This is a genomic window from Azospirillum halopraeferens DSM 3675 (assembly GCF_000429625.1).
In the GTDB taxonomy this organism is placed as follows: domain Bacteria; phylum Pseudomonadota; class Alphaproteobacteria; order Azospirillales; family Azospirillaceae; genus Azospirillum; species Azospirillum halopraeferens.
In genome coordinates this window covers 68,239-91,969 of record NZ_KE386931.1, presented here as the reverse complement: position 1 = coordinate 91,969, position 23,731 = coordinate 68,239, and the positions used below count along the sequence as shown (strand labels likewise).

The following is a 23,731-nucleotide window of genomic DNA, read 5'->3' as shown; positions in this document are numbered from 1 at the left end:
TCGAGCAGGGCCGCCGCGTGCCCATCCGGGTCCGATACCCGACCGAACATGGCCGCCAAACCCGCACCCAGCGCCGCGCACTGATAGGGGTTCCTCGTCCCCCGCAGGGCTTCGAGCAGAACCGCCGTGTGCCCCTCCGGGTCCGGCACGCGCCCGGACACAGCCGCCAGACCCGTGCCCAGCGCCGCGCACTGATCGCGGTCCGTCGTCCCCCGCAGGGCCACCACGATGGCGTCGGGGTTGAGGGGCAACTCAAGGAGGACTCCCGCCAGGCACCGGGCACGCAACAACGGCACCGGCTCGTCCACCCCCGGCGGTTCGGCCACCCACGGCGCCACCCGCCGGCAGCGCGCGGGGTCCACGCCGAACAGGCCCAACCCCGTCTCGACCGGTGAGCGCAGGAACGCCCCGGCGCACGCGGTGCTCACCATCAATTGCCCGATCATGGTGTCCCGCACCCGGCTTGGGAGCCCCGGCAGCAGACCAAGGGTGTCCTCATGCCGGTCGAACGAGCGCAGGCGGGACCAGAGGTCCATCGCCTCGGTGTTCGCCAGCACACGCTCCGCGTGGTCACGCACGGCCGGGGTCACGTCGGGCAGGGCCAGCATGCGCCGGGCCTCCTCGACCTGCCGGGGGTTCCAGGTTTCCAGCACGGAGTCCCCGTTCACCGCCGCCATCTGGCGGGTCACCGCCGCCTCCCAGATGCGCAGGTCGCGCACCGCGTCCAGCCAGCCGCGCAGGGTGTCCCAGTTCCGGATCAGCGCCTCGTGGGCGATCTCGACCGTCGCACCGCCGGGCTCGCTCTCCTGAATCGCCAGCAGCCACACGCGCTCGGCGGCGAAGGCCCGGGCGACCTCCCACAGCGCCGCGCCCACCTCGGCCCGCGTGGCGGTGCGTTTGGTGTCGTGGCCGACGCCGGTTTCCGTGACGTTGACGAGATGGCCGGTGAACAGGCGCCGCGCCGCCTCCCGCCCGCCGTCGTCCAACCCCTGCAACACCGCGTCGGCCCGTCGCCCGAGCACGCCGTCCAGGCCGCCGCACGCCTGCAACGCCGCATCCGTGATGACCGCGCCGTCCAGCGCCTCCCACAGTTCCTGCAAGGTGTATTGCAGCAACGGCAACAGGGCCGGCGTCCGGGTGACCTGGCCGATCAGGTCGCCGTCGATGCCGTCGGCGAAGCGGACGCCGAGATCGTCGGCCGGCCCGCGCACGGCCTGCGCCAATTCCTGTCGGGTCATGGGCGTCAGGTGCACCCGGGCGTCGTTCAGCAGGTGGCGGGCGCAGTCCAGAGGCTCGATGGCCTCCGTGTAGTCGGACCGCAGCGTGACCACCACGCGCAGCGCGCTGCCGGTGCCGCGCCCGATCAGACGGCACAGGAACCCGTCGAACGCCTCCCGCTCCGCCGCGTCGGCGCGCGTCACCAACTCCTCGAACTGGTCCAGGATGACGAGCAGGCGGCTCCCCGACTCCAGCAGCCCGTCGATGTGGTCCAGGGCCGCCGGCCCCGGCTGCGCCAGTTTGCCCGCCAGTTCGGCGGTGAGATCCGTCCGCTTGCCGACGGATTGGCCGGGGTACAGGTGATCGACCAGCGCCCGCGCCAGGGAGCGGAACGGCTGCGTTCCGATCCGGCAGGTGGCGACCGTCCATCCCCGCGCCGTCAGGGCCGGCGCCACGCCCGCCCGCACCACCGACGATTTGCCGGACCCGGAGGAGCCGACGACCACCACCACCGCCTGACCCGCCAACCGGTCCAGGATGCGTGTCGTGAAGTCGTCCCGGCCGCGGAACCAGCGCGCGGACTCCGCGTCGAACGGCGCCAGACCGCGGTAGGGGCGCGCCAGCGGCGGCCATCCCCGTTCCAGCCACGGGACCGGGATCAGATAGGCCAGCCGGTTCTCCGGCTTCGGTCCCGTGGCCACCACCATCCCGATGACGCCATCTTTGCCGAACGCCGGCGTCCCGGAGAATCCCTGTTCCACGAAGTGGACGTGCGCGTCGGCCCGGTCCGGGCGGATCTCCAGAAGGCCGTCCGCGTTCGGGCCGATCACCTCCCCCCGTTCCCTGCGCCCGCCCGGAAACCCTTTGGGAAAGCCGAAGGCGCTGAAGGACGCGCCGGCACCGGCGGGCACTGCGGCCAGCGGCGCCGGGGGGACGCCGGGCGCGGACTCCGGCGCCAGGGCCAGCACCGCCACGTCGTGTCCGAAGGGCCGCCACCACTTCACCGGCACCCGCGCCGAAAGCGTCCGGTCGGCCGCGATCAAGGGGAAGTCCACCATAACCGCGGCGCCGTCGTCCGGCGTCCCGTCCCTGCTTATCCCCAGGGCGTCCGCAACAACGTGGGCGCAGGTCAGCACCACCCCCGGAGCGGCGAGGAAGCCGGCGCCGACCACCGCCGTGTCCCGCCGGACGCGGACAACCGCCCGGTCATGCATCGGGCGCGCGCGTCCAGGTAAGGGTGAGCTTGAGGTGCCCCTCGGTCTCGGCGGAGGCCAGCACCACCCCGGCTTTGGCGGAGAGCTTGATGCCGAACTCGACGGTGGCCGTGCTCGCGGAAAATCCCTCAAGACGCTTCACCACCGCGTCGACGATGGGTTCCAACCCGGCCAGCGCGTCGAGGAACGTTTGTTGCGCGTCGCGCATGTTCGGATGCGCGGCGGAGGCCGGCAGGGGCCCCACCCGCTCCTCGGGAATCTCCACCACCACGGACCCGCGGTCGGACGGAAAGCGGACCAGAACGACGTCGGACATGACCTGCACCCCCTCGCGCGCCGGCCCCCCGGAACCGGTCCATCCCACGGCGGTGGTGATATCCCCGCCGCCGGTGACGCAAAAGGTAGCAGCGCGCCGTCCGCGCGTCAAAATCGGCGTCCCGTCCGCGCGCGCGGCCTATCCGTTGAAGCCGAAGTGCCAGACGGCCACCGGCACCGCCGACAGGAGCAGCAGCGACACCAGGACGAGCCCGCCGTCGCGGGTCAGCAACCCCGCAGCGAAGAACGCGATGACCGCCGACGCGATGGAGCCGGAGGTGGGGATCACCTCCATGACCGGCATGAACAGGGTCAGCGCCAGGATCAGCACCAGGGGCAGGAGCAGCCACGGCCGGTGCAGCAGGACGGTGAAGCGTTCCTTCAGGAACCGCTCCACGAACGCCACCGGCCTGCGCAGCCAGCCGATGCCCTTGCACAGCTTTGCCCTGGACATGCGCCGCCGGTAGATGAACTGCGGCAGCCACACGCAGTCCCGTCCGGCGATCATCTGCACCACCAGGATGAACACGATCACCGCCACCGTCGCGGTGATGCCGGGAATGGCGCTGGCCGGCGACGCCGAGATCAGCGAGAAGATCAGCATCAGCGACGCGAACGACTTGCGGCCGAGCGTCTCGACCACCTCCTGCACCGTGACGCTCTCCCCCCGGACCGACCGTTCCAGCCGATCCAGGACGTCGCTGAGCGCACCGTTCGATTCCCCGGTCATGAGTCCTCCGTATGCGATGGACTCAATTCACCACCCCGCCCCCTTGTTCCCCCGCGCCGGACGCATGGGACCGCTGCGCCCGCCGCCGGGGTGGCGGCACACAAAAAATCGCCGCGCTGCTGGTGCAGCGCGGCGCGAAGTGGGAGGACGCGCATCAGCGACCACTCGACGCCCATCGTCAGAAACCCGGGAGCAGCCGATCTCCGATGCACCGTCAGCGTCGCTCAATTCGTATCTGGTCGCAAGTATACCAAATATCGTTTCCACCATGCGGAAACCCTTCCGCAAGGCGACCGGAACAACGCCCGGACGAACGCTGCCAGCGTTTCGGACCGCCACAGCGCGTAGTCCCGGGCGGCGCGCCGAACCGCCGGATCCGGATGGACGCGGGCGAGGGAGTGCATCATGGCCGGTCCTTCAGGGGTGCCAGAACGGTTTGCGGACTTCGTGGGTGATGTCGCAGCGGGTCAGGCCGATGTCCCGGAGCATCACGTCGTCCAGCGCATCCAGTTCGCGGCGCTCCCGGCTGCGGCGGCGCCATTGCTCCACCACCATGGCCGGACGCGACAGCCACCGCACCAGCGCGGCGATGGCGGGCGCCGCCATCGGCCGGCGACCGCCGCCGGCCGCCACTCGCTTCGACGCGGGTTGCTTCATGGCCTGACCCCTTTCCTGCCTGTCCTGCCGCGGGCATCGTCGGCACCATCCAGCTTGGCCGGGGTGCGCGGCGCCGGCAAACGAGTTGCAATCACCGTCGGATGAAGTGCGGGAAAGCAGGGCACGGCCATCGGTGAGCGGAACTCACCGTCGCGCCAGCATTCCTCGTTTGCCCCGCGGGACCGCCGGGGCGACGCTCGACCGCCGAGACCAGCCGGAGCCTGCCATCATGACCACCCCTGCCGTACCGACCGACGGGACTGCCGTCTCCCCCGCGGCGGGCCGGGCCTGAGACGGACCGGCGGCCGTGGCCTACAAACTCCCTCCCCTCTCGACGCTGCGCGTGTTCGAGGCGGCGGCCCGGCACGGGAGCTTCCGCGCCGCCGCCGAGGAGCTGCTGCTGACCCCCGGGGCCGTCAGCCGCTCCGTCCAGTCGCTGGAGGACTGGCTGGGCACGCCCCTGTTCACGCGCGGCAACCGCTCCGTCAGCCTGACGGACGCCGGCGCCGCCTACGTGGCGCCGGTCCGCGCGGCGCTCGACGTCCTGGCCCGGGGCACCGAGGCGGTGCCCGGACGCCGCCCCGGCGGATCGCTGACCATCAGCGCCGCCCCGACCTTCGGGCTGCGCTGGCTCATCCCGCGGCTGCGGCGCTTCAAGGCGGCGCACCGGGGCATCGCCATCATGCTGGACACCGCGCACCGGCAGGTGGAGTTCCCGCGGGACGGCGTCGACCTGGCCATCCGCATGGGGACCGGCCCGTGGCCGGGGCTGGAAGCGCTCCACCTCGTCACCGAATCCCTGGTGCCGGTGTGCGCCCCGGCGCTGGCCCCGTCGATCCGCGAACCCGGCGACCTCGCCGGTGCCACGCTGCTGCACGTCACGCAGGTGAGCCGGGAATGGGCGTACTGGGCCGAAGCCCGCGGCCTCGCCGGCCCGGACACCACGCGCGGGCTGCGCTTCGACAACGTCCAGTACGCGCTGAACGCCGCCATCGAGGGGCTGGGGGTCGCCCTGGGCCGCCACCCGCTGGTCGATCCGGACCTCGCGTCGGGTGCGCTGGTGGCGGTGCTGGGGCCGGCCGTGCCCGCCGCCACCTCCTACTGGCTGGTCTGCACCCCGGAATCCCTGGCGCGCTCCGACGTCCGGGCGTTCCGCGACTGGATCCGCGACGAACTCGCCCCGCAGCCGGCAGGGCGACACGCCCTCACCCGATGATGACATTAAGTCGTTTGCCCGATGATCACCACCAGATCACCATGACGGAAGAACAACTGGGAGATTCTGTCATGCCTGTCGAAATAACTGACCAGATCAAACACAATACAGAACCGTCAGGTGTGCTTGAAGGACGGGCGTTCATCGACGGTGACTTCCGCGACGCGCGCAGCGGGGCGGTGTTCCCGAGCATCAATCCGGCAACCGATCGGGAGATCGCGGCCATCGCCGATTGCGGCGCCGAGGATGTGGACGACGCCGTGGCCGCGGCGCGGCGGTCCTTCGAGGACGGCCGCTGGCGCCGGCTGCCGCCGCGGGAGCGCAAGCGCATCCTGCGGGACCTGTCCGAACGGATGCTCGCCGAGGCCCGGGACCTCGCCCTGCTGGAGGCCGTGGACATGGGCAAGCCCGTGCGCAGCGGCCTCGCCGTCGACGTGCCGTCCGCGGCGGAGTGCATCGCCTGGTACGGCGAGGCCATCGACAAGCTCCACGACGCGGTGGTGCCGGTGGACGCGCCGGGCTCCGCCATCGTCCGGCGGGAGCCCGCGGGCGTCGTGGCGGCCATCGTCCCCTGGAACTTTCCCCTGCTGATGGCCTGCTGGAAGATCGCCCCGGCGCTGGCCGCCGGGAACTCGGTCGTGCTCAAGCCGTCGGAGCGCGCGTCGCTGAGCGCCATTCGGCTGGCCGCCCTGGCCGCCCGCGCCGGCCTGCCGCCGGGCGTGCTGAACGTGGTTCCCGGCCGCGGCGAGACGGCGGGGCGGGCGCTCGGCCTGCACATGGACGTGGACTGCCTCGCCTTCACCGGCTCGACCGCCGTGGGCAAGCGCTTCCTGGCCTATTCCGCGGCGTCCAACCTCAAGCCGGTGTGGCCGGAATGCGGCGGCAAGTCGGCGCAGATCGTGTTCCCCGACTGCGATCCCGAGTTGGCGGCGCGCGGCATCGCCAACGGCATCTTCTTCAACCAGGGGCAGGTGTGCAACGCCGGCTCCCGGCTGCTGGTGCACGAGGATGTCCGGGAGGATCTCCTGCGGCGGCTGGTCGCCCATGCCGAGCGCCTTCAGCCCGGCGATCCCGCCGACCCCGACACGCGCTACGGCGCCGTGGTCGACGCCGCCCATTGCGACGGCATCCTCGCCGCCATCGACCGGGCCATGGGCGAGGGCGCCGAACTGGCGGCCGGCGGCGTGCGCATCCGCCTGAACGGTGCCGGCAGTTTCGTGGCGCCCACCATCCTGGACGGCGTCTCGCCCGCCATGGGCCTCTGGCACGGGGAGGTGTTCGGCCCCGTCCTCGCCGTCGCCTCCTTCCGGGACGAGGCGGAGGCGGTGCGCCTGGCCAACACCGGCGTCTACGGGATGGCGGCGGGCGTGTGGACGTCCGACGCCGCCCGCGCCCGCCGCCTGGCCGACGCCCTGCGCGTCGGCATGGTGTGGATCAACACCTACGACCGGCACGCCATGACCACCCCTTTCGGCGGCGTCCGGCAGTCCGGGTTCGGCCGCGACCGGTCGCTGCACGCGCTCGGCACCTACACCACACTGAAAACGATCTGGACCCACGCCGCCTGATCACCCGAGGGAGAGAACCGCAATGAACGATACCGTGCTCATGGACGCCGAGGGCGCCGTCGCCATCCTCACGCTGAACCGTCCGCAGAAGCTGAACGCCATCGACTTCGCCACCATCGCCCGGCTGCACGACCTGCTGGACGGGATCGAGGCGGACGCGGACATCCGCGCCGTCATCCTGACCGGGGCCGGCGACCGCGCCTTCTCCGCCGGTGCGGACATCACCGAGTTCTCCGGCACGGTGTTCGCCGGCCCGGAGACGGCCCTGCGGGAGTTCGTGCGGCGCGGCCAGCGACTGACCAGCCGGCTGGAGACCTTCCCCAAGCCGATCATCGCCGCGGTGAACGGCCTGGCCTACGGCGGCGGCTGCGAGGTCACCGAGGCGGTCCCCCTGGCGGTGGCCAGCGAGCGCGCGACCTTCGCCAAGTCGGAGATCAAGCTGGGCTTCCCGCCGCCCTACGGCGGCACGCAGCGGCTGCCGCGCCTGATCGGCCGCAAGCGCGCCCTGGCCATGCTGCTGACCGGCGACCCCATCGCGGCGGAGGACGCGCGGGCGGCGGGCCTGGTCAACATGGTGGTGCCCCACGACGACCTGCTGGACGCCGCCCGCGGCCTGGCGGCGCGGATCGTCGACAAGTCGCCGCTGGCCGTCGCCGCCTGCCTGGCCGCCACCACGCGCGGGCTGAACCTGTCCATCGACGAGGGCCTCGCCGTGGAAGCCAGCCAGTTCGCCCGCATGGCCGCCACCCACGACATCCGCGAGGGCATCACCGCCTTCATCGAACGGCGCCCGGCGTCCTTCGCCGGCCGGTAGGCGGCTCCGGCCGGGCCCGGAAATGAGGAAACACCCCTCCCCCGCCTCCGGCGGGGGAGGGAGGGACCCGCAGCGGGAGGGTGGGGGCAAGGTTTCACGCGAGAGGAAACAGGGTGCCGGCGGGAGCGTCGGACGGACGGCCGTAGCGCCGGGCCAGCCGCCGGACGACGGCCGGGGGCACGAAGCGGGAGACGTCGCCGCCCATGGCGGCCACCTCCTTCACCAGGCGGGACGCGATGAACTGGTGACCGTCGGAGGTCATCAGGAACACCGTCTCGATGGAGCGGTCCAGGTGGCCGTTCATGCCCGCCATCTGGAACTCGTACTCGAAATCGGATACGGCGCGCAGGCCGCGCACCAGCACCGACGCGCCATGGGCACGGGCAAAGTCCACCAGCAGCCCCTCGAAGGGGCGGACCTCCACGCTCGCCCCGTCCGGGGGCAGGCGCTCCACCTCGTGGCGCAGCATCGCCACCCGCTCGTCCAGGGCGAACAGGGGCCCCTTGCCGGCGTTGCGGTGCACCGCGATCACCAGATGGTCGGACAGCCGCCGGGCGCGCGCCACGATGTCCAGGTGACCGAGGGTCACCGGGTCGAAAGTTCCGGCGTAGACCGCGATGCCGGAGCCGGTCATACCGGCAGCCGGCCGCCCAGTTCCATGGTCACCGCCGCCGCCGTGCGCCGCGCCATCTCGCCCAGCGCGACGACGCGGGTGTCGGCGATGCGGCGGTTCGAGCCGGACACCGACAGGGCGCCGATGATGCGCGCGTTCTCGTCGAAGATGGGGGCGGCGACGCAGCACACGCCGGCCACCCGCTCCTCCTGGTCGATGGCGTAGCCGCGGCTGCGCGTCAGCGACAGGTCGGCGTGCAGGGCCGGCAGCGACGACAGGGTCGTGCGGGTGAACTGGCGCATGCCGCGCTGGGTCACGATGGTCTGCACCTGTCCCTCCGGCATGCCCGACAGCATGACCTTGCCGACGGCGGTGCAGTGCAGGTGGGCGCGGTCGCCCATGGGGGCCGGCGGGTTGACCACCCGCGGGCCGCCGATGCGGGCGAGGAACAGGGCCTCGCCGTTGTCCTCGACCGCCAGGTTCACCAGCTCGCAGCTCTCCTCCATCAGGCGGCGCAGGCGCGGCCGCGCCAGTTCCAGGAGATTGCGCGTCTTCACGAAGTTGGTGCCGGTCATGTACGCCTGCACCCCGATCGACCAGCCGCGGGTGGCCTGGTCGAAGCGCACGTAGCGTTCCTGCTGGAGCGTGGTGAGCAGCCGGTGGGCGGTGGAGGGGGACAGGTCCGCCTCCTCCGCCAGTTCCGACAGCGACATCGCCCGCTCCGACCGGCCCAGGATGGTCATCAGGGTGAGCGCCCGGGTGAGCGACTGCACCACCTGGCCCTTGGCCGCCCGGTCGGTCTGACCTTCCGCGGGAGGCTGCCGCCTGGCCGCCTTCGTCGTCATCAACGTTTCCATGTCCCTAACCCTCGGTCCGTGTCCGGGGCGTCTTGTCCGGCGCCCTCTGGCTTGCCCTGGCTGACGGTACTCGTTCATCGTTGGGACGGCGGGGAGGCGGCCGCGTCGCGGTCCGCCCCCGCCGTCCGTATCAGGCCGCGCGCTCGATGCGGGCGGCGCAGAACTTGAACTCCGGGATCTTCCCGAAGGGGTCGAGCTGCGGGTTGGTCAGCACGTTGGCCGATGCCTCGGCGTAGCAGAACGGCACGAAGATCAGCCCCGACGGCACGGCGGAGTCCGGCCGCGCCTTCAGCTCGATCTCGCCGCGCCGCGTGCTGACCCTGATCGCCCCGCCCGGCTCGACGCCGTGACGGCGCAGGTCGGCCGGCGACAGGTAGGCCACCGCCTCCGGCTCCAGGTCGTCGAGAACCTGCGCCCGCCGGGTCATGGAACCGGTGTGCCAGTGTTCGAGCTGGCGCCCGGTGGTCATGACCATGGGGTACTCGGCGTCCGGCTCCTCGGCCGGCGGGATGATGGCGGCCGGCACCAGGCGGCCGCGGCCGCTGGCGGTGGGGAAGCCGTCGCCGAAGACGATCTCCTGGCCCGGCGATTCCTCGTCGGCGCACGGGTAGGTCACGGCATCCTCGCGCTCCAGCCGCGCCCAGGTGATGCCGTCCAGCGACGGCATGGCGCCCTTCATCTCGGCGAACACGTCCTTCGGGTGGGTGTAGGTCCAGTCCAGCCCCATCCGGCGCGCGATCTCCTGGATGATCCACCAGTCCTGGCGGGCGTCGCCCGGCATGGGCACCGCGGCGCGGCCGAGCTGGACCGTGCGGTTGGTGTTGGTCACCGTGCCGTCCTTCTCCGGCCAGGCCGAGGCCGGCAGCACCACGTCGGCGTACTTGGCGGTCTCGGTCAGGAAGATGTCCTGCACCACCAAGTGCTCCAGCGACGCCAGGGCCTCGCGGGCGTGCTGCACGTCGGGGTCGGACATGGCGGGGTTCTCTCCCTCCACGAACATGCCCTTCACCGATCCCGCGTGGATGGCGTTCATCACCTCCACCACCGTCAGGCCGCGCTGCGTGTCCAGCCTGGTCTTCCAGAAATCCTCGTAGAAGCCGTGCACCTCCGGATCGTCCACCGGCCGGTAGTCCGGATACATCATCGGGATCAGGCCGGCGTCGGAGGCGCCCTGCACGTTGTTCTGGCCGCGCAGCGGGTGCAGCCCGGTGCCGGGGCGGCCCACCTGACCGGTGGTCAGCGCCATGGCGATCAGGCAGCGCACGTTGTCGGTGCCGTGCACGTGCTGCGACACGCCCATGCCCCAGAAGATGATGGAGGCGCGGGAGCGGGCGTACAGCCGGGCGACGTCGCGGAGCTGCTCCGCGGGGATGCCGCACGCGTCCTCCATCGCCTCCGGAGTGAAGTCCGCGATGTGGTCCTTCAGGCGCTGGAAATCCTCGGTGTTGGCCTCGACGTACTGGCGGTCGTACAGCCCCTCGGTGATGATGACGTTGAGGATGGCGTTCAGCATGGCCACGTCGCGGCCCGGCTTGAACTGCAGCATGTGGGTGGCGAAGCGCTTCATGGCGGTGCCGCGCGGATCCATGACGATCAGCTTGGCGCCGCGCTCGGCCGCGTTCTTGAAGAATGTGGCGGCGACCGGGTGGTTCTCGGTCGGGTTGGCACCGATGACGATGATCACCTCGGCGTCCAGCGCGGCGTTGAACGGCGCGGTCACCGCACCCGACCCGATGCCCTCGATCAGCGCCGCCACCGACGAGGCGTGGCACAGGCGGGTGCAATGGTCGACGTTGTTCGACCCGAAGCCGGTGCGCACCAGCTTCTGGAACAGGTACGCCTCTTCGTTGGAACCCTTGGCCGAGCCGAAGCCGGCCAGCGCACGGCCGCCGAACTGATCGCGGATGCGCTTCAGGCCGCCGGCGGCCCGGTCCAGCGCCTCCTCCCACGTGGCCTCGCGGAAGTGGGTGTAGGGGTTCAGCGGGTCGATGTCGGTGTCGTGCTTCGACACGCCCTCGCGCCGGATCAGCGGCTTGGTCAGGCGGTGGTTGTGGTGGATGTAGTCGAAGCCGAAGCGGCCCTTCACGCACAGCCGCTCGTGGTTCGACGGGCCGTCGCGGCCGGTCACCGAGACGACCCGGTCTTCCTTGATGTTGTAGGTGAGCTGGCAGCCCACCCCGCAATAGGGGCACACGCTGTCCACCTTGCGGTCGGGCTCGCCCTTGTAGACGCCGGCCTCGTCGACCATGGTCTTGGGCATCAGCGCGCCGGTCGGGCAGGCCTGCACGCACTCGCCGCAGGCCACGCAGGTGCTGTCGCCCATGGGATCGTCGAAGTCGAAGACGATCTTCTCATGATGGCCGCGCAACGCCATGCCGATGACGTCGTTCACCTGGACCTCGCGGCAGGCGCGGACGCACAGGTTGCACTGGATGCAGGCGTCGAGCTGCACGGCCATGGCGGGATGGCTGAAATCCTTCGCCGGTGCCGCGCGGCCGGGGAAGCGGCTTTGCGCCACGCCCACCTTGTCCGCCCAGTTCCAGAACTTGGAATTGGGGTCGTGCGCCGCCTCGCGGGCCGGCTGGTCGCCGACCAGCAGCTCGAACACCATCTTGCGCGCCGACCTGGCGCTCTCGCTCGCGGTCTTCACGCGCATGCCCGGCGTGGGCTTGCGGATGCAAGAGGCCGCCAGCACCCGCTCCCCCTCGATCTCCACCATGCAGGCGCGGCAGTTGCCGTCGGCCCGGTAGTCCGGCGCGGTGGAATAGCACAGGTGCGGGATCTCGGTGCCCAGCCGGGTGGCGACCTGCCAGATCGACTCCCCCGGCTGCGCCTCGACGGTCTTGCCGTCCAGTTCGAAGGCGATGGTCTCGCTCATCACTTGGTCTCCCGGATCTCGCCCGGCAGGGCCAGGTCGTCACGGAAATGCTTCAGCGCGCTCTTCAGCGGGTTCATGGCGGCCTGACCCAGGCCGCAGATGGAGGCGCTGCCCATGACCTTCGCCAGGTCGTTCAGCAGCGGCTCGTTCCACGCGGGCTCGCCCAGCAGCTTCAGCGTCTTCTCGGTGCCGACGCGGCAGGGCGTGCACTGGCCGCAGCTCTCGTCCTCGAAGAAGGCCATGAGGTTGCGCACCACGGCGCGCATGTCGTCCCGGTCCGACAGCACCACCACCGCCGCCGACCCGATGAAGCAGCCGTGCTGCTCCAGCGTGCCGAAGTCCAGCGGGATGTCGTCCATGGACGCCGGCAGGATGCCGCCCGACGCGCCGCCCGGCAGGTAGCCCTTGAAGGTGTGGCCCTCCTTCATACCGCCGCAGTACTCGTCGATCAGCTCGCGGATGGTGATGCCCGCCGGGGCCAGCTTGACGCCGGGGTCCCGCACATGGCCGGAGACGGAGAAGCTGCGCAGCCCCTTGCGGCCGTTGCGGCCGTGGCTGCCCCACCACTCGCCGCCCTTTTCGACGATGTCGCGGACCCAGAACAGGGTCTCCACGTTGTTGATCAGCGTCGGCCGCCCGAAGAGGCCGACCACCGACGGGAACGGCGGCTTGTGGCGCGGCAGGCCGCGCTTGCCCTCGATGCTCTCCAGCATCGCCGATTCCTCGCCGCAGATGTAGGCGCCGGCGCCGCGGCGCAGGTGGATGCGGGTGTGCGGGGCGAGGCCCGCCGCCTCCACCAGGGCGATCTCGCGGCGCAGGATCTCGTGGCACTGCGGGTATTCGTCGCGCAGGTAGATGTAGACGTCCGCCGCCTCCACCGCCCAGGCACCCACCAGCATCCCTTCCAGGAAGCGGTGCGGATCGGTCTCCAGGTAGTGGCGGTCCTTGAAGGTGCCGGGCTCGCCCTCGTCGCCGTTGACCGCCATCAGGCGGGGACCCGGCTCGGCGCGGACGAACTTCCATTTGCGGCCCGTCGGGAAGCCGGCGCCGCCGAGGCCGCGCAGGTTGGAATCCTCCAGCCGACCGATCACCTCGTCGACGGTGCGCGCACCGGACAGGCAATCCTGCAGCAGGCGGTAGCCGCCCTCCGCCCGGTAGGCGTCGAAGCCGATGGCATCGGGCAGGTGCGGATGGTCGTCACCGGCCGCCACCGCGGCGGTCACGGATTCCACGGTGGCGTGCTCGTGCAGGGCGTGGCCGATGGCCACCGCCGGGGCATTGTGGCACGCCCCCATGCAGGGCGCGCGCACCACCCGCACGCCGTCGCCGAGCGCCGCCGGCAGGTCCTTCAGCAGCGCCTCGCCGCCGGCCATGCAGCACGACAGGCTGTCGCACACCCGCACCGTCAGGGGCGGCGGCGCCTCCTCCCCGTCCATGACGATGTCGAAGTGGGCGTAGAAGGAGGCGACCTCGTAGACCTCCACCAGGGCCAGGCGCATCTCGTTGGCCAGCGCCGCCAGATGGCGGGCGTGCAGGCAGCGGAAATGGTCCTGGAGCAGGTGGAGATGCTCGATCAGCAGATCCGGCTGGCGCGACCGGTCGCCCAGCAGCTCCCGGACCTCGGCCAGCGCGGCCGGATCGACTTGCCGCCCCTTGGGCTGGATGCGCGTGTTGCGCCGGCCCGAGCCGGGGTGGATGGCGCGTGTCTTTTCCGGGATGGCCGTGTCCATGGTCGCCTTCCCCTCTCCTTATTTCTTTCAGTGCCTCATGGCGGACAGCATGGTCGAACCCAGGCTGGCCGGGCTGTCGGCGACGTGGAGTCCCGCCGACTTCATGACCTCGATCTTGAAGTCGGCGGTGTCGTTGCCACCCGAGATCACCGCACCGGCATGACCCATGCGGCGGCCCGGCGGGGCGGTGCGGCCGGCGATGAAGCCGACCACCGGCTTGGTGGTTCCGGACTGCCGGATGAACTCCGCTCCCTTGACCTCGGCGTCGCCGCCGATCTCACCGATCATGATGATGCCCTCGGTCTGCGGATCCGCAAGGAACATCTCGAGCGCGTCGACGAAGTTGGTGCCGTTGACCGGATCGCCGCCGATGCCGATGCAGGTGGTCTGGCCGAGCCCGGTGGCGGTGGTCTGGGCCACCGCCTCGTAGGTCAGCGTGCCGGAGCGCGAGACGATGCCGATGCGGCCGGGCTTGTGGATGTGACCGGGCATGATGCCGATCTTGCACTGGCCGGGGGTGATGATGCCGGGGCAGTTCGGGCCGATCAGGCGGGTCGCGGAATGGTCCAGCGCGCGCCGGACCGCCAGCATGTCCTGCACCGGAATGCCTTCGGTGATGCACACCACCAGGGGGATTTCGGCGTCGATCGCCTCCAGGATGGCGTCGGCGGCGAACGGCGGCGGCACGTAGATCACCGACGCGGTGGCGCCGGTCCTCTCCACCGCGTCGGCCACGGTGTCGAACACCGGCAGGTCCAGGTGGGTGCTGCCGCCCTTGCCCGGCGTCACGCCGCCGACCATCCGCGTGCCGTAGGCGATCGCCTGCTCGGAATGGAAGGTGCCCTGGGCGCCGGTGAAGCCCTGGCAGATGACCCGGGTTTCGGAGTTGACGAGAACGGACATTTACGCGGCCTCCTTCACCACGGCGGCCACGACTTTCCGGGCGGCGTCGCCCAGATCGTCGGCCGCGACGATGGACAGGCCGGACCCGGCCAGGATCTTCTTGCCCAGGTCCACGTTCGTGCCTTCCAGGCGCACGACCAGCGGAACGTGCAGGTGCACCTCGCGGGCCGCCGCCACCACGCCCTCGGCGATGACGTCGCAGCGCATGATGCCGCCGAAGATGTTGACCAGCACCCCCTCGACGTTGGGGTCGGACAGGATCAGCTTGAACGCCGCGGTGACCCGCTCGCGCGTGGCGCCGCCGCCGACGTCCAGGAAATTGGCCGGCTCACCGCCGCAGAGCTTGATGATGTCCATGGTCGCCATCGCCAGGCCGGCGCCGTTGACCATGCAGCCGATGTTGCCGTCCAGCTTGACGTAGTTCAGGTCGTAGCGCGCCGCCTCGACCTCCGCCGGGTCCTCCTCGGACTCGTCGCGCAGCTCCTGCACGGTCTTGTGGCGGAACAGCGCGTTGTCGTCGAAGTTCATCTTGGCGTCCAGCGCCAGCACGTCGCCGGCACCGGTGACCACCAGCGGGTTGATCTCGACGATCGAGGCGTCCAGGTCGGTGAAGGCCCGGTAGGCGGCGGCGATGAACTTGGTGGCGGCGCCGACCTGCTTGCCCTCCAGGCCGAGCCCGAAGGCGACTTTGCGGCAGTGGAAGCCCTGGATGCCGGTGACGGGGTCGATGGCGACCTTGATGATCTTCTCGGGGTGCGTCGCCGCGACCTCCTCGATCTCCATGCCGCCCTCGGTGGAGGCGATGATGGTGATGCGCCCGGTCGCCCGGTCCACCAGCATGCCGAGGTACAGCTCACGGCGGATGTCGCAGCCTTCCTCGATGTAAACCCGCTTGACCTCCTTGCCCTGCGGCCCCGTCTGCTTGGTGACCAGCACGTGGCCCAGCATCTCGCCGGCGTTCGCACCGACCTCCTCGACCGACTTGACGACGCGGACGCCGCCCTTGCCCTGCGGGTTGTCCGCGAAGCGGCCGGCGCCGCGGCCACCGGCGTGGATCTGCGACTTGACGACCCACACCGGCCCGCCCAGCTCGCGGGCCACCGCCTCGGCCTCTTCGGGGGTGTAGGCGACGCCGCCGCGGGGCACCGCGACGCCGTACCCCTTCAGCAGCCCCTTGGCCTGATACTCGTGGATGTTCATCTGGTTCTATCCCTCCCCGGGGACGGTTCTTCGTTCCGGGGCGCCCCGCCGCCGGCGGCGGCCGGGGGCCCGGCGTTGTTATGGTTCACGACCGTCCGGCGACGCTCACTCCGCCGCCATCAGGCGCGGCGCGCCGATGGCGCCGGAGCCGCGGATCTCATTGATCGACCGCTCGTCGAAGCCCAGCACCTGGCTCAGGATCTCCTCGGTGTGCTCGCCCAGCAGGGGCGACCGCTCCACCGCCACGTCGTTGTCCGACAGCTTGATTGGGTTGCCGACGGTCAGGTAGCGGCCGCGGGTGGGGTGTTCGACCTCGACCAGCGTGCCGGTGCGGCGCAGCGACTCGTCCTCCGCGATCTCCTTCATCGACAGGATGGGGCCGCAGGGAATGTCGTAACGGTTGAGGATCTCCATGGCCTCGAACTTGGTCTTGGTCATGGTCCACTGCTCGATCTCGGCGAAGATCGCCATCAGGCGCGGCAGACGGGCCTGCGGCGTGGCGTAGTCGGGGTCGGTGACCCATTCCGGCTTGCCGATGACCTCGCAGATCTTCGCCCACACCGGCGCCTGGGTGATGAAGTAGATGTAGGCGTTGCCGTCGGTTTCCCAGCCCTTGCACTTGAGAATCCAGCCGGGCTGGCCGCCGCCCGAGGCGTTGCCGGCGCGCGGCACGGTGTCGCCGAACTCGCCGTTGGGGTACTGCGGGTATTCCTTCATCGGCCCGTGGGCCAGGCGCTGCTGGTCGCGCAGCTTGACCCGGCACAGGTTCAGCACGCCGTCCTGCATGGCCACGCTGACGCGCTGGCCGCGGCCGGTGGAGACGCGCTGGAACAGCGCCGTGACGATGCCCAGCGCCAGGTGCAGGCCGCTGCCGCTGTCGCCGATCTGGGCGCCGGTGACCATGGGCGGGCCGTCCTCGAACCCGGTGGTGGACGCCGCACCGCCGGCGCACTGCGCCACGTTCTCGTAGACCTTGCAGTCCTGATAGGGACCGGGGCCGAAGCCCTTGATCGAGGCGACGATCATCCGCGGGTTCAGTTCCTGGATGCGCTCCCAGGAGAAGCCCATGCGGTCGAGCACGCCGGGGGCAAAGTTCTCAACCAATACGTCGCAGGACTTGATCAGCGCTTCCAGCACCTGCTTTCCCGTGGGATTCTTGGTGTCGAGCGTGATCGAGCGCTTGTTGTGGTTCAGCATCGTGAAGTAGAGGCTGTCCACATCGGGAATGTCGCGCAACTGGGTCCGCGTAATGTCGCCCTCACCGGGCCGTTCGACCTTCACCACGTCGGCGCCGAACCAGGCGAGGAGCTGCGTGCAGGTCGGCCCCGACTGAACATGGGTGAAGTCGAGAATACGCACGCCGTCGAGAGCCTTGCCCATTTATTATTCCCTCCCGTAACCACTCGAATATGATCGTCAGAAGCGGCCCGCCCTGCGGAGCGGGCGGGCCGCATGCTGCAATAACCGGACGCCCGCCCTTACGACGGCATCTTGCGGACGGAACTCGTCGGATTCAGACTGCCGATGTTGCCGCTTTCGGTTCCGGCGGCCGGGTCGATCACGGCGTTGATCAGCGTCGGCTTGCCCGAGTCCATGGCCTCGCTGACCGCGCGGTACAGCTCGTCCGGCGTCGTCGCCTGGACGCCGACGCCACCGAAGGCCTCCATCATCTTGTCGTAACGGGAGCCGGGGACGAACACCATCGGCGACGGGTCGGTGCCGCCGGTGGGGTTCACGTCGGTGCCCCGGTAGATGCCGTTGTTGTTGAAGATGACGATGCAGACCGGGAGGTTGTAGCGGCAGACCGTCTCCACCTCCATGCCGGAGAAGCCGAAGGCGCTGTCGCCCTCGATGGCCAGCACCGGCTTGCCGGTTTCCACGGCGGCGGCGACGGCGTAGCCCATGCCGATGCCCATGACGCCCCAGGTGCCGACGTCCAGGCGCTTGCGCGGCTGGTACATGTCGATGATGCCGCGGGCCAGGTCGAGGGTGTTGGCGCCCTCGTTGACGAGGATGGCGTCGGGGCGTTCCTTGACGACGCGGCGCAGGGCGCCCAGCGCACCGTGGAAGTCCATGGGCGCCGTGTTCTTCATCAGCTTCGGCGCCATCTTGGCGATGTTGGCGTCCTTGCGGGCGGTGATGGCGCCGGTCCATTCGGCCGGCGGCGCCTGCCAGGAGCCGTCGATGCCCGCCAGGAGCGCCGACACGCACGAGCCGATGTCGCCGACCACGGGGGCGACGATCTCGACGTTGCTGTCCATCTCCTTCGGCTCGATGTCGATCTGGATGAACTTCTTCGAGCCGGGCTCACCCCAGCTCTTGCCCTTGCCGTGCGACAGCAGCCAATTGAGGCGGGCGCCGATCAGCAGGACGACGTCGGCCTCCTTCAGCACCATGGAGCGCGCGGCCCCCGCCGACTGGGGATGGGTGTCGGGCAGCAGACCCTTGGCCATGCTCATCTGCAGGAAGGGCAGACCGCTCTTCTCCACCAGCGCGCGGATCTCGTCGTCGGCCTGCGCGTAGGCGGCACCCTTGCCGAGGATGATCAGCGGGCGGCTGGCACCCTTCAGCACGTCGAGCGCGCGGGCGATCGCCGACGGGGCGGGAAGCTGGGCCGGGGCCGGGTCGATCACCTTGACCAGCGACTTCGCACCCTCGGCCGCGTCCATCACCTGCGAGAACAGCTTGGCCGGCAGGTCCAGATAGACGCCGCCCGGACGGCCGGACACGGCGGCGCGGATGGCGCGCGCCACGGCGATGCCGATGTCCTGGGCGTGCAGGACGCGGAAGGCGGCCTTGCACAGGGGCTTGGCGATGGCGAGCTGGTCCATCTCCTCATAGTCGCCCTGCTGCAGGTCGACGATCTCGCGCTCCGACGAACCGCTGATGAGGATCATCGGGAAGCAGTTCGTGGTGGCGTTGGCCAGGGCGGTCAGGCCGTTGAGGAAGCCGGGGGCCGACACGGTGACGCAGACGCCCGGCTTCTTGGTCAGGAAGCCGGCGATGGCGGCGGCGTTGCCGGCGTTCTGCTCGTGGCGGAACGACACGACGCGCATGCCTTCGGCCTGCGCCATGCGCAGCAGGTCCGAGATCGGAATGCCGGGCACGGCGTAGAGGTTCTCGATGCCGTTGAGCTTGAGCGCATCGATGACGAGCTGGAAACCGTCCGTCAGCTCCTGCCGTGCGTCGACTGCAGGGGCGTCCGTGGCTTGGTTCTTGACCATTGTTGCAGCCGCGTTAGACATAAGGGTAGATCCTCCCCGAGCTCCTAAAGGTTCAAGATCGGTCAGTCGAGAAAATCGCAATGATCTTCCACGTATCGCGCCAGGCCGAGCGTGTGTTCACGCACCCGCCGCTCCGCGAGGTCGGCATCGCGTTTCTCGAGGGCTTCGATGATTTCATGGTGTTCGACGATCGACCGGTCCGCACGCCCGCCGGTCCGCATGGTGACCCTGCGGATGGCGCGCATGTGGATGAAGAACCTTTCCGTGATCTCGCCGATCAGCGCGCAGCCCGAAGCCTGGACCAGCCGCTGGTGGAAGGAAACGTTGGCGTCGGAATATTCGACGACCTGGCTGTCAACAGGATGTGTGGGAAAGGTCCTAATGAGATCGGCGAGACGGGCGATCTCGTCGTCGTCGGCCCGTTCGACGACGAGACGGGCGGCCATGCCCTCCAGGGCGGCGCAGACGGTGATCATCTCGATGATCTCCGCCTTGGTCTTGCGCACCACGAAGATGCCGCGGCGCGGCTGGGAACGGATGAAGCCCTCCTGTTCCAGAAGCGCCATGGCCTCGCGCACGGGAGTGCGGCTGACGCCCAGCGCCTCGCAGAGCTGGCGTTCATCCAGGCGGATCTCGCCGTCATGGCCGTAAATGTCCATCTGCGTGATCGCCTGGCGCAGGGCGGTGTACGCCTTGGCCTTGAAGCTGGTGCCCTGGTCGAGCCGCTTCACCGCGAAGTTCAACCGCTCCATCACGTCCTGACCCTCGTCCTTGCCGGGCCGCCGGGCGTCCGGCCCGAAAACCCCTCCCGTCACCGCGGGCTTGAATAACCGATACGGTATACCAGATGCCGAATGCCCGCAAGCCTATTTGCGGGTGTTCCAAACTGTCGTCGATGCCGACATCCACAGCCGCGCTCCGGCTGCGCCGTTCCGCCCCGGCCGCAGCGGCGGCAAATGTTCGATCACGAGCAAAGCCGCATGACCATCCCACCGCCCTGGAGACGGGCGATTATGAGGTGGGCGATTCAATCAAAGATGTGTTGCTCTGCGCGGGGACAGTGGATGATCCCATCATCCCGCCGGTGTGTTCACAGCGGTGACTTCCGCAATCTACACCGCCGCCGCCGGAGGTCTTCGCCATCGGCTGCTGTGACCATCACGATACTGTCACACCCGGCGACCCACGACGGCGGGCGTCGTTTTGGTATACCGTATTTCGTATTTGCATGGCTGGCATTCCAAATGCGTCGTGGTGCCAACTGTTGGGCAGGAGTACACAGGGAACGGGTCTCCGTGGCGTCCTCCCGGAAGATTCTCCCTGCACTCCCCCGGAGCCCGGCTCCGGGGGATTTTTTGATGCGGGTCTTTCGGCCGCTTCAGGAGCGAAGCGCCAACAGAGGCGCCGGTCCGGCCATGGGATGTCGAACGGGCAGCCTTTGGACGTGGTGGCGATCGGGCGGGGAAGCCGGAGGGCGAGGCTGTTGCCCCGGCGGGCGATCCGCGGTGCGCATGATGCCTCCATGGTCGATGCGGCGACGCCGCGTACGGAGATCCGCGGTGTCTGCGACCGAAGCGCGTCAGCCCCGGGACACGGCGCCGGCCGCCGGCTGACGGTCGACGAACGCCTCGACGGTCGCCTTCAGGGTCCTCTCCAGCTCCTCCAGCCGGTCGATGCCGGGCCCGCCGGTCCGCAGGTCCGCTTCCAGTGCGGCGAGCTGACGGCCCAACCGCTCCGCCCCCATGTTGAGGGCCTGGCCCTTCAGGGTATGGGCGAAGGATCGCCCGCCCGCCCGGTCGCCGGCGCGCAGGGCCTCGCACAGGGCGGTGAACTGGACGGAGCCGTCGCGCAGGAAGGTGCGCACCAGGTCGTCGAATCCTTCGGGTCCGAACAGGTCCCGCAGCTCCTCCAGCCGGGCTCCGTTCACCGGGTTGTGGCGGACCGGCGCCGGGAGCGGGAGCGGAAGCGGGGCGGCGGCGGCGGCGGCCGGCCCCGGGCCGGCGGGTGCGAACCGTGCCAGCACCGCCCGCAGCCGATCCCAGTCCACCGGCTTGGTCAGGACGTCGTTCATGCCCGCGTCGCGGAAGGTGGCGGCGTGCTCCCGCAGAACGTCGGCGGTCAGGGCGATCACCGGCAATCGGGACACCGGTGCCGGCCGGCGGCGGATCTCCCGCGTGGCGGCGGGGCCGTCGACCTCCGGCATGTGAACGTCCATGAGGATCAGGTCGGGGACCGGCGCCTGCGGATCGGCCAGCCGGTCCAGCACCTCGCGCCCGTCGCCGCACAGCTCCACCGCGTGGCCGTCACGCTCCAGGAACTGCTGCAACAGGCTGCGGTTCACCGCGTTGTCGTCGGCCACCAGGATGCGCAACGGGCCGGCGGCCCTGGCGGAGGGCGGCGCGCTCACCGGGTCGGGCGGGGCGGGCGGAACGGCGGCCGTTTCACCCCGCGGCAGGCACAGCCGCACCGTGAAGCACGATCCCTCGCCCGGCCGGCTGTCCACCTCGATGCATCCTCCCATCAGCCCGACCAGCCGGTGCGCGATCGACAGCCCCAGCCCGGTGCCGCCGTACCGGCGCGTCATCGACGAATCCCCCTGGGTGAATGGGGTGAACAGGCGCGCCATCTGTTCGGCCGACATGCCGATGCCGGTGTCCGTGACGGCGAGCCGGACGGAACACTCCGCCGCGGTATCGGGCACCATCTCCAGGTCGATGCGCACGGCGCCGCGCTCGGTGAACTTCACGGCGTTGCTGACGAGGTTGAACAGCACTTGCTGAAGCCGCGTGGGATCGCCCCGCACGGGCATGACGCCGGCCCTGGGCGGGCGGACGTCCAGGGTCAGGGCGATGCCGCGGCTGTCCGCCATGGGCCGGAACAGCCGCACCGCAGCGTTCACCGCCTCGACCAGGTCGAATTCGACGGACTCCAGCTCCAGCCGCCCGGCGTCGATCTTCGACAGGTCCAGCAGGTCGTTGAGCACCGCCAGCAGCGTCCGCGCCGAGCTGCGCAGGGTGTCGATGCCATCCCGCTGGCGGGCGTCCAGGGGGCTGTCCGCCAGCAGGTCGGCCATGCCGATGATGCCCGTGAGCGGCGTGCGCAGCTCATGGCTCATGTTCGCCAGGAAGGCGGACTTGGCGGCGTTGGCGCTCTCGGCCGCCCGGCGCGCCTCCTGGATCTCGGACTCGATCCGCCGCGTCTCGCTCATGTCACGGGCGGTCACGGTGATGCGGCGGTGTCCGGACACGGTGGTCACCGATACGGTGGCGACCACCGGGATCTCCCGCCCGTCGGCGTGGCACACCGCCAGGCCGCGCCAGTCGGTCAGCGACAGCGAGGCGTCCGGGCCGGCCAGCAGCGCCGCCACGGCGGCGCGGTGGCGCTCGCACACCCGTTCCGGCAGCAGGTCGCGGAACGAGCGCCCCACCAGCGCGTCGGCGGGGCGGCCCACCAGGTCCCCCGCCGCCCGGTTGGCCCGGGTGATGACGCCCTCCCCGTCCGTCCCCACGATGGCATCGGCGGAGATGGCGTTGACGGTCTCCAGGGCGGCCGTCTGCTCGGCCAGGCAGCGCTGGCTGCGGTCGAGGTCGGCGGTGCGCTGCTCGATGGTCCGGATGTAGTCGCGCACGGCCGCGGCCATGTCGGCCAGTTCCAGCGGCCCATCCTCGTCCAGCACCACCGGCTGGCCGGCGACCCCGGCCAGCATCTGGCGGCGCAGCCGCTGCAACCGGCGCAGCACGTCCCACTGGAACAGCAGGAACAGCAGGACCACCGATGCGACCGCCAGCACCAGCGCGGTCGCGAACACGATGCGCAGGCGTGCGGCCTCCTCCCGGGTGCTCCGGCGGTGGTTCAGCACCGCCTCCTCGGCATCCACGGCCAGCCGGGCCGCCAGGGCATCGAAGCGGGCGCCGTCGTCCTGAAGGTGACGCACCATGTTGCGGCCCCTGGTGTCCAGTTCCAGGATGCGGGCATGCCGGTCGAGCACGCCGCCGGTGCCCGGCAGCAGCGCCTCCAGCCGGCTGCGCTCCGCCGCGTCCGGGACCGCGGCCAGCAGCTCCGCCACCTCGGCGCGGGCCCGGACCACGGCCAGCGGCGCCGTCGCCGTCGTTGCCGCCACCGCCGCGGCGACCGCCGCCCGGGCGGCCGGGTCCGCCCCTCCCTCCCGGTCGCCGCGCAGCCCGGACAGGATGCGCGCGAGCGCCGCCTCCTCCTCCAGTCGTTCGCGCGTGATCCGCTCCAGGGTCGCGGTCAGGTCCCGGATCGAGTCGAACTCGCGGCGCAGGCCGGCGACCCGGTCGGCATCCAGGGTGGCCGCCATGGCGTCGAGATGGCCGAGGAGAACGCCGCCCGCGTCGTGCAGCCGGTCGGCCGCGGTGCTCAGCTCCGCCGGTGTTGCGGCCTCGGCGATGCGCAGCGACGCCTGCGACACATCGCGCGCCGTGGTGATGATCCGATAGGCGGCGTTGAGAGACGGCAACTCCCGGTCATGGATGGATGCGGACAGGTCGATCAGCCGGTCCACGGCCAGCATGAACACGACGCCCAGCACCCCGATGAGCGCGATGAAGGCGGTGGCGCCGGCGGCAAAACG

The 23,731-nt window shown here is 70.5% G+C and carries 17 protein-coding genes; 3 read left to right on the top strand and 14 right to left on the bottom strand.

Annotated elements, in window-relative coordinates:
- The 4 genes from G472_RS36580 to G472_RS36570 form a co-directional block, all read right to left on the bottom strand.
- The coding region (locus G472_RS36580) for a S1 family peptidase (protein ID WP_035694284.1) at positions 1-2,432 on the bottom strand (2,432 nt) is incomplete at its 3' end.
- On the bottom strand, positions 2,425-2,748 hold the full coding sequence (locus tag G472_RS36575) for a CU044_2847 family protein (RefSeq protein ID WP_156927317.1): 324 nt from the start codon (positions 2,746-2,748) through the stop codon (positions 2,425-2,427). The genes G472_RS36580 and G472_RS36575, both read right to left, overlap by 8 nt.
- A 138-nt stretch (positions 2,749-2,886) precedes the next feature.
- Positions 2,887-3,477: an exopolysaccharide biosynthesis protein gene (locus tag G472_RS0130290; RefSeq protein ID WP_029011393.1), complete on the bottom strand. Its 591-nt coding sequence runs from the start codon at positions 3,475-3,477 to the stop codon at positions 2,887-2,889.
- A gap of 417 nt (positions 3,478-3,894) precedes the next feature.
- Positions 3,895-4,134 (bottom strand): DUF1127 domain-containing protein, encoded by a 240-nt coding sequence (locus G472_RS36570; protein WP_035694283.1) that lies wholly within the window; start codon positions 4,132-4,134, stop codon positions 3,895-3,897.
- Positions 4,135-4,441: 307 nt separating this feature from the next.
- On the opposite strand from G472_RS36570, the gene gcvA reads away from it, so the two are divergent.
- From gcvA to G472_RS0130270, 3 genes are all read left to right on the top strand, one after another.
- Positions 4,442-5,350, top strand: a complete 909-nt coding sequence (gcvA, locus tag G472_RS36565) for a transcriptional regulator GcvA (protein WP_035694282.1) — start codon at positions 4,442-4,444, stop codon at positions 5,348-5,350.
- Between the two features lie 122 nt (positions 5,351-5,472).
- On the top strand, positions 5,473-6,918 hold the full coding sequence (locus G472_RS0130275) for an aldehyde dehydrogenase family protein (RefSeq protein ID WP_245593634.1): 1,446 nt from the start codon (positions 5,473-5,475) through the stop codon (positions 6,916-6,918).
- A gap of 22 nt (positions 6,919-6,940) precedes the next feature.
- Positions 6,941-7,732: a crotonase/enoyl-CoA hydratase family protein gene (locus tag G472_RS0130270; RefSeq protein WP_029011391.1), complete on the top strand. Its 792-nt coding sequence runs from the start codon at positions 6,941-6,943 to the stop codon at positions 7,730-7,732.
- Between the two features lie 94 nt (positions 7,733-7,826).
- Here G472_RS0130270 and coaD read toward each other — a convergent pair whose 3' ends face one another.
- The 10 genes from coaD to G472_RS37820 form a co-directional block, all read right to left on the bottom strand.
- Positions 7,827-8,366 (bottom strand): pantetheine-phosphate adenylyltransferase, encoded by a 540-nt coding sequence (coaD, locus tag G472_RS0130265; RefSeq protein WP_029011390.1) that lies wholly within the window; start codon positions 8,364-8,366, stop codon positions 7,827-7,829.
- The gene (locus G472_RS0130260) at positions 8,363-9,190 is read right to left on the bottom strand and encodes an IclR family transcriptional regulator (protein ID WP_029011389.1); all 828 of its coding nucleotides are present in this window, start codon (positions 9,188-9,190) and stop codon (positions 8,363-8,365) included. Before G472_RS0130260 ends, coaD begins: the two co-directional genes overlap by 4 nt.
- A gap of 142 nt (positions 9,191-9,332) precedes the next feature.
- Complete coding sequence (gene fdhF / locus G472_RS0130255; RefSeq protein ID WP_029011388.1) at positions 9,333-12,080, bottom strand: formate dehydrogenase subunit alpha; 2,748 nt, start codon at positions 12,078-12,080, stop codon at positions 9,333-9,335.
- On the bottom strand, positions 12,080-13,810 hold the full coding sequence (locus tag G472_RS36560; protein WP_051341646.1) for an NADH-ubiquinone oxidoreductase-F iron-sulfur binding region domain-containing protein: 1,731 nt from the start codon (positions 13,808-13,810) through the stop codon (positions 12,080-12,082). Before G472_RS36560 ends, fdhF begins: the two co-directional genes overlap by 1 nt.
- A gap of 27 nt (positions 13,811-13,837) precedes the next feature.
- The gene (gene sucD, locus G472_RS0130245; protein ID WP_029011387.1) at positions 13,838-14,713 is read right to left on the bottom strand and encodes a succinate--CoA ligase subunit alpha; all 876 of its coding nucleotides are present in this window, start codon (positions 14,711-14,713) and stop codon (positions 13,838-13,840) included.
- Positions 14,714-15,913 (bottom strand): ADP-forming succinate--CoA ligase subunit beta, encoded by a 1,200-nt coding sequence (gene sucC / locus G472_RS0130240; protein ID WP_029011386.1) that lies wholly within the window; start codon positions 15,911-15,913, stop codon positions 14,714-14,716.
- A gap of 105 nt (positions 15,914-16,018) precedes the next feature.
- The gene (frc, locus tag G472_RS0130235; RefSeq protein WP_029011385.1) at positions 16,019-17,293 is read right to left on the bottom strand and encodes a formyl-CoA transferase; all 1,275 of its coding nucleotides are present in this window, start codon (positions 17,291-17,293) and stop codon (positions 16,019-16,021) included.
- A gap of 98 nt (positions 17,294-17,391) precedes the next feature.
- Complete coding sequence (gene oxc / locus G472_RS0130230; protein ID WP_245593633.1) at positions 17,392-19,137, bottom strand: oxalyl-CoA decarboxylase; 1,746 nt, start codon at positions 19,135-19,137, stop codon at positions 17,392-17,394.
- 62 nt (positions 19,138-19,199) lie between these two features.
- Complete coding sequence (locus G472_RS0130225) at positions 19,200-19,952, bottom strand: GntR family transcriptional regulator (protein WP_245593632.1); 753 nt, start codon at positions 19,950-19,952, stop codon at positions 19,200-19,202.
- Positions 19,953-20,716: 764 nt separating this feature from the next.
- Complete coding sequence (locus tag G472_RS37820) at positions 20,717-23,671, bottom strand: hybrid sensor histidine kinase/response regulator (protein WP_281173382.1); 2,955 nt, start codon at positions 23,669-23,671, stop codon at positions 20,717-20,719.
- Positions 23,672-23,731: the final 60 nt, after the last annotated feature.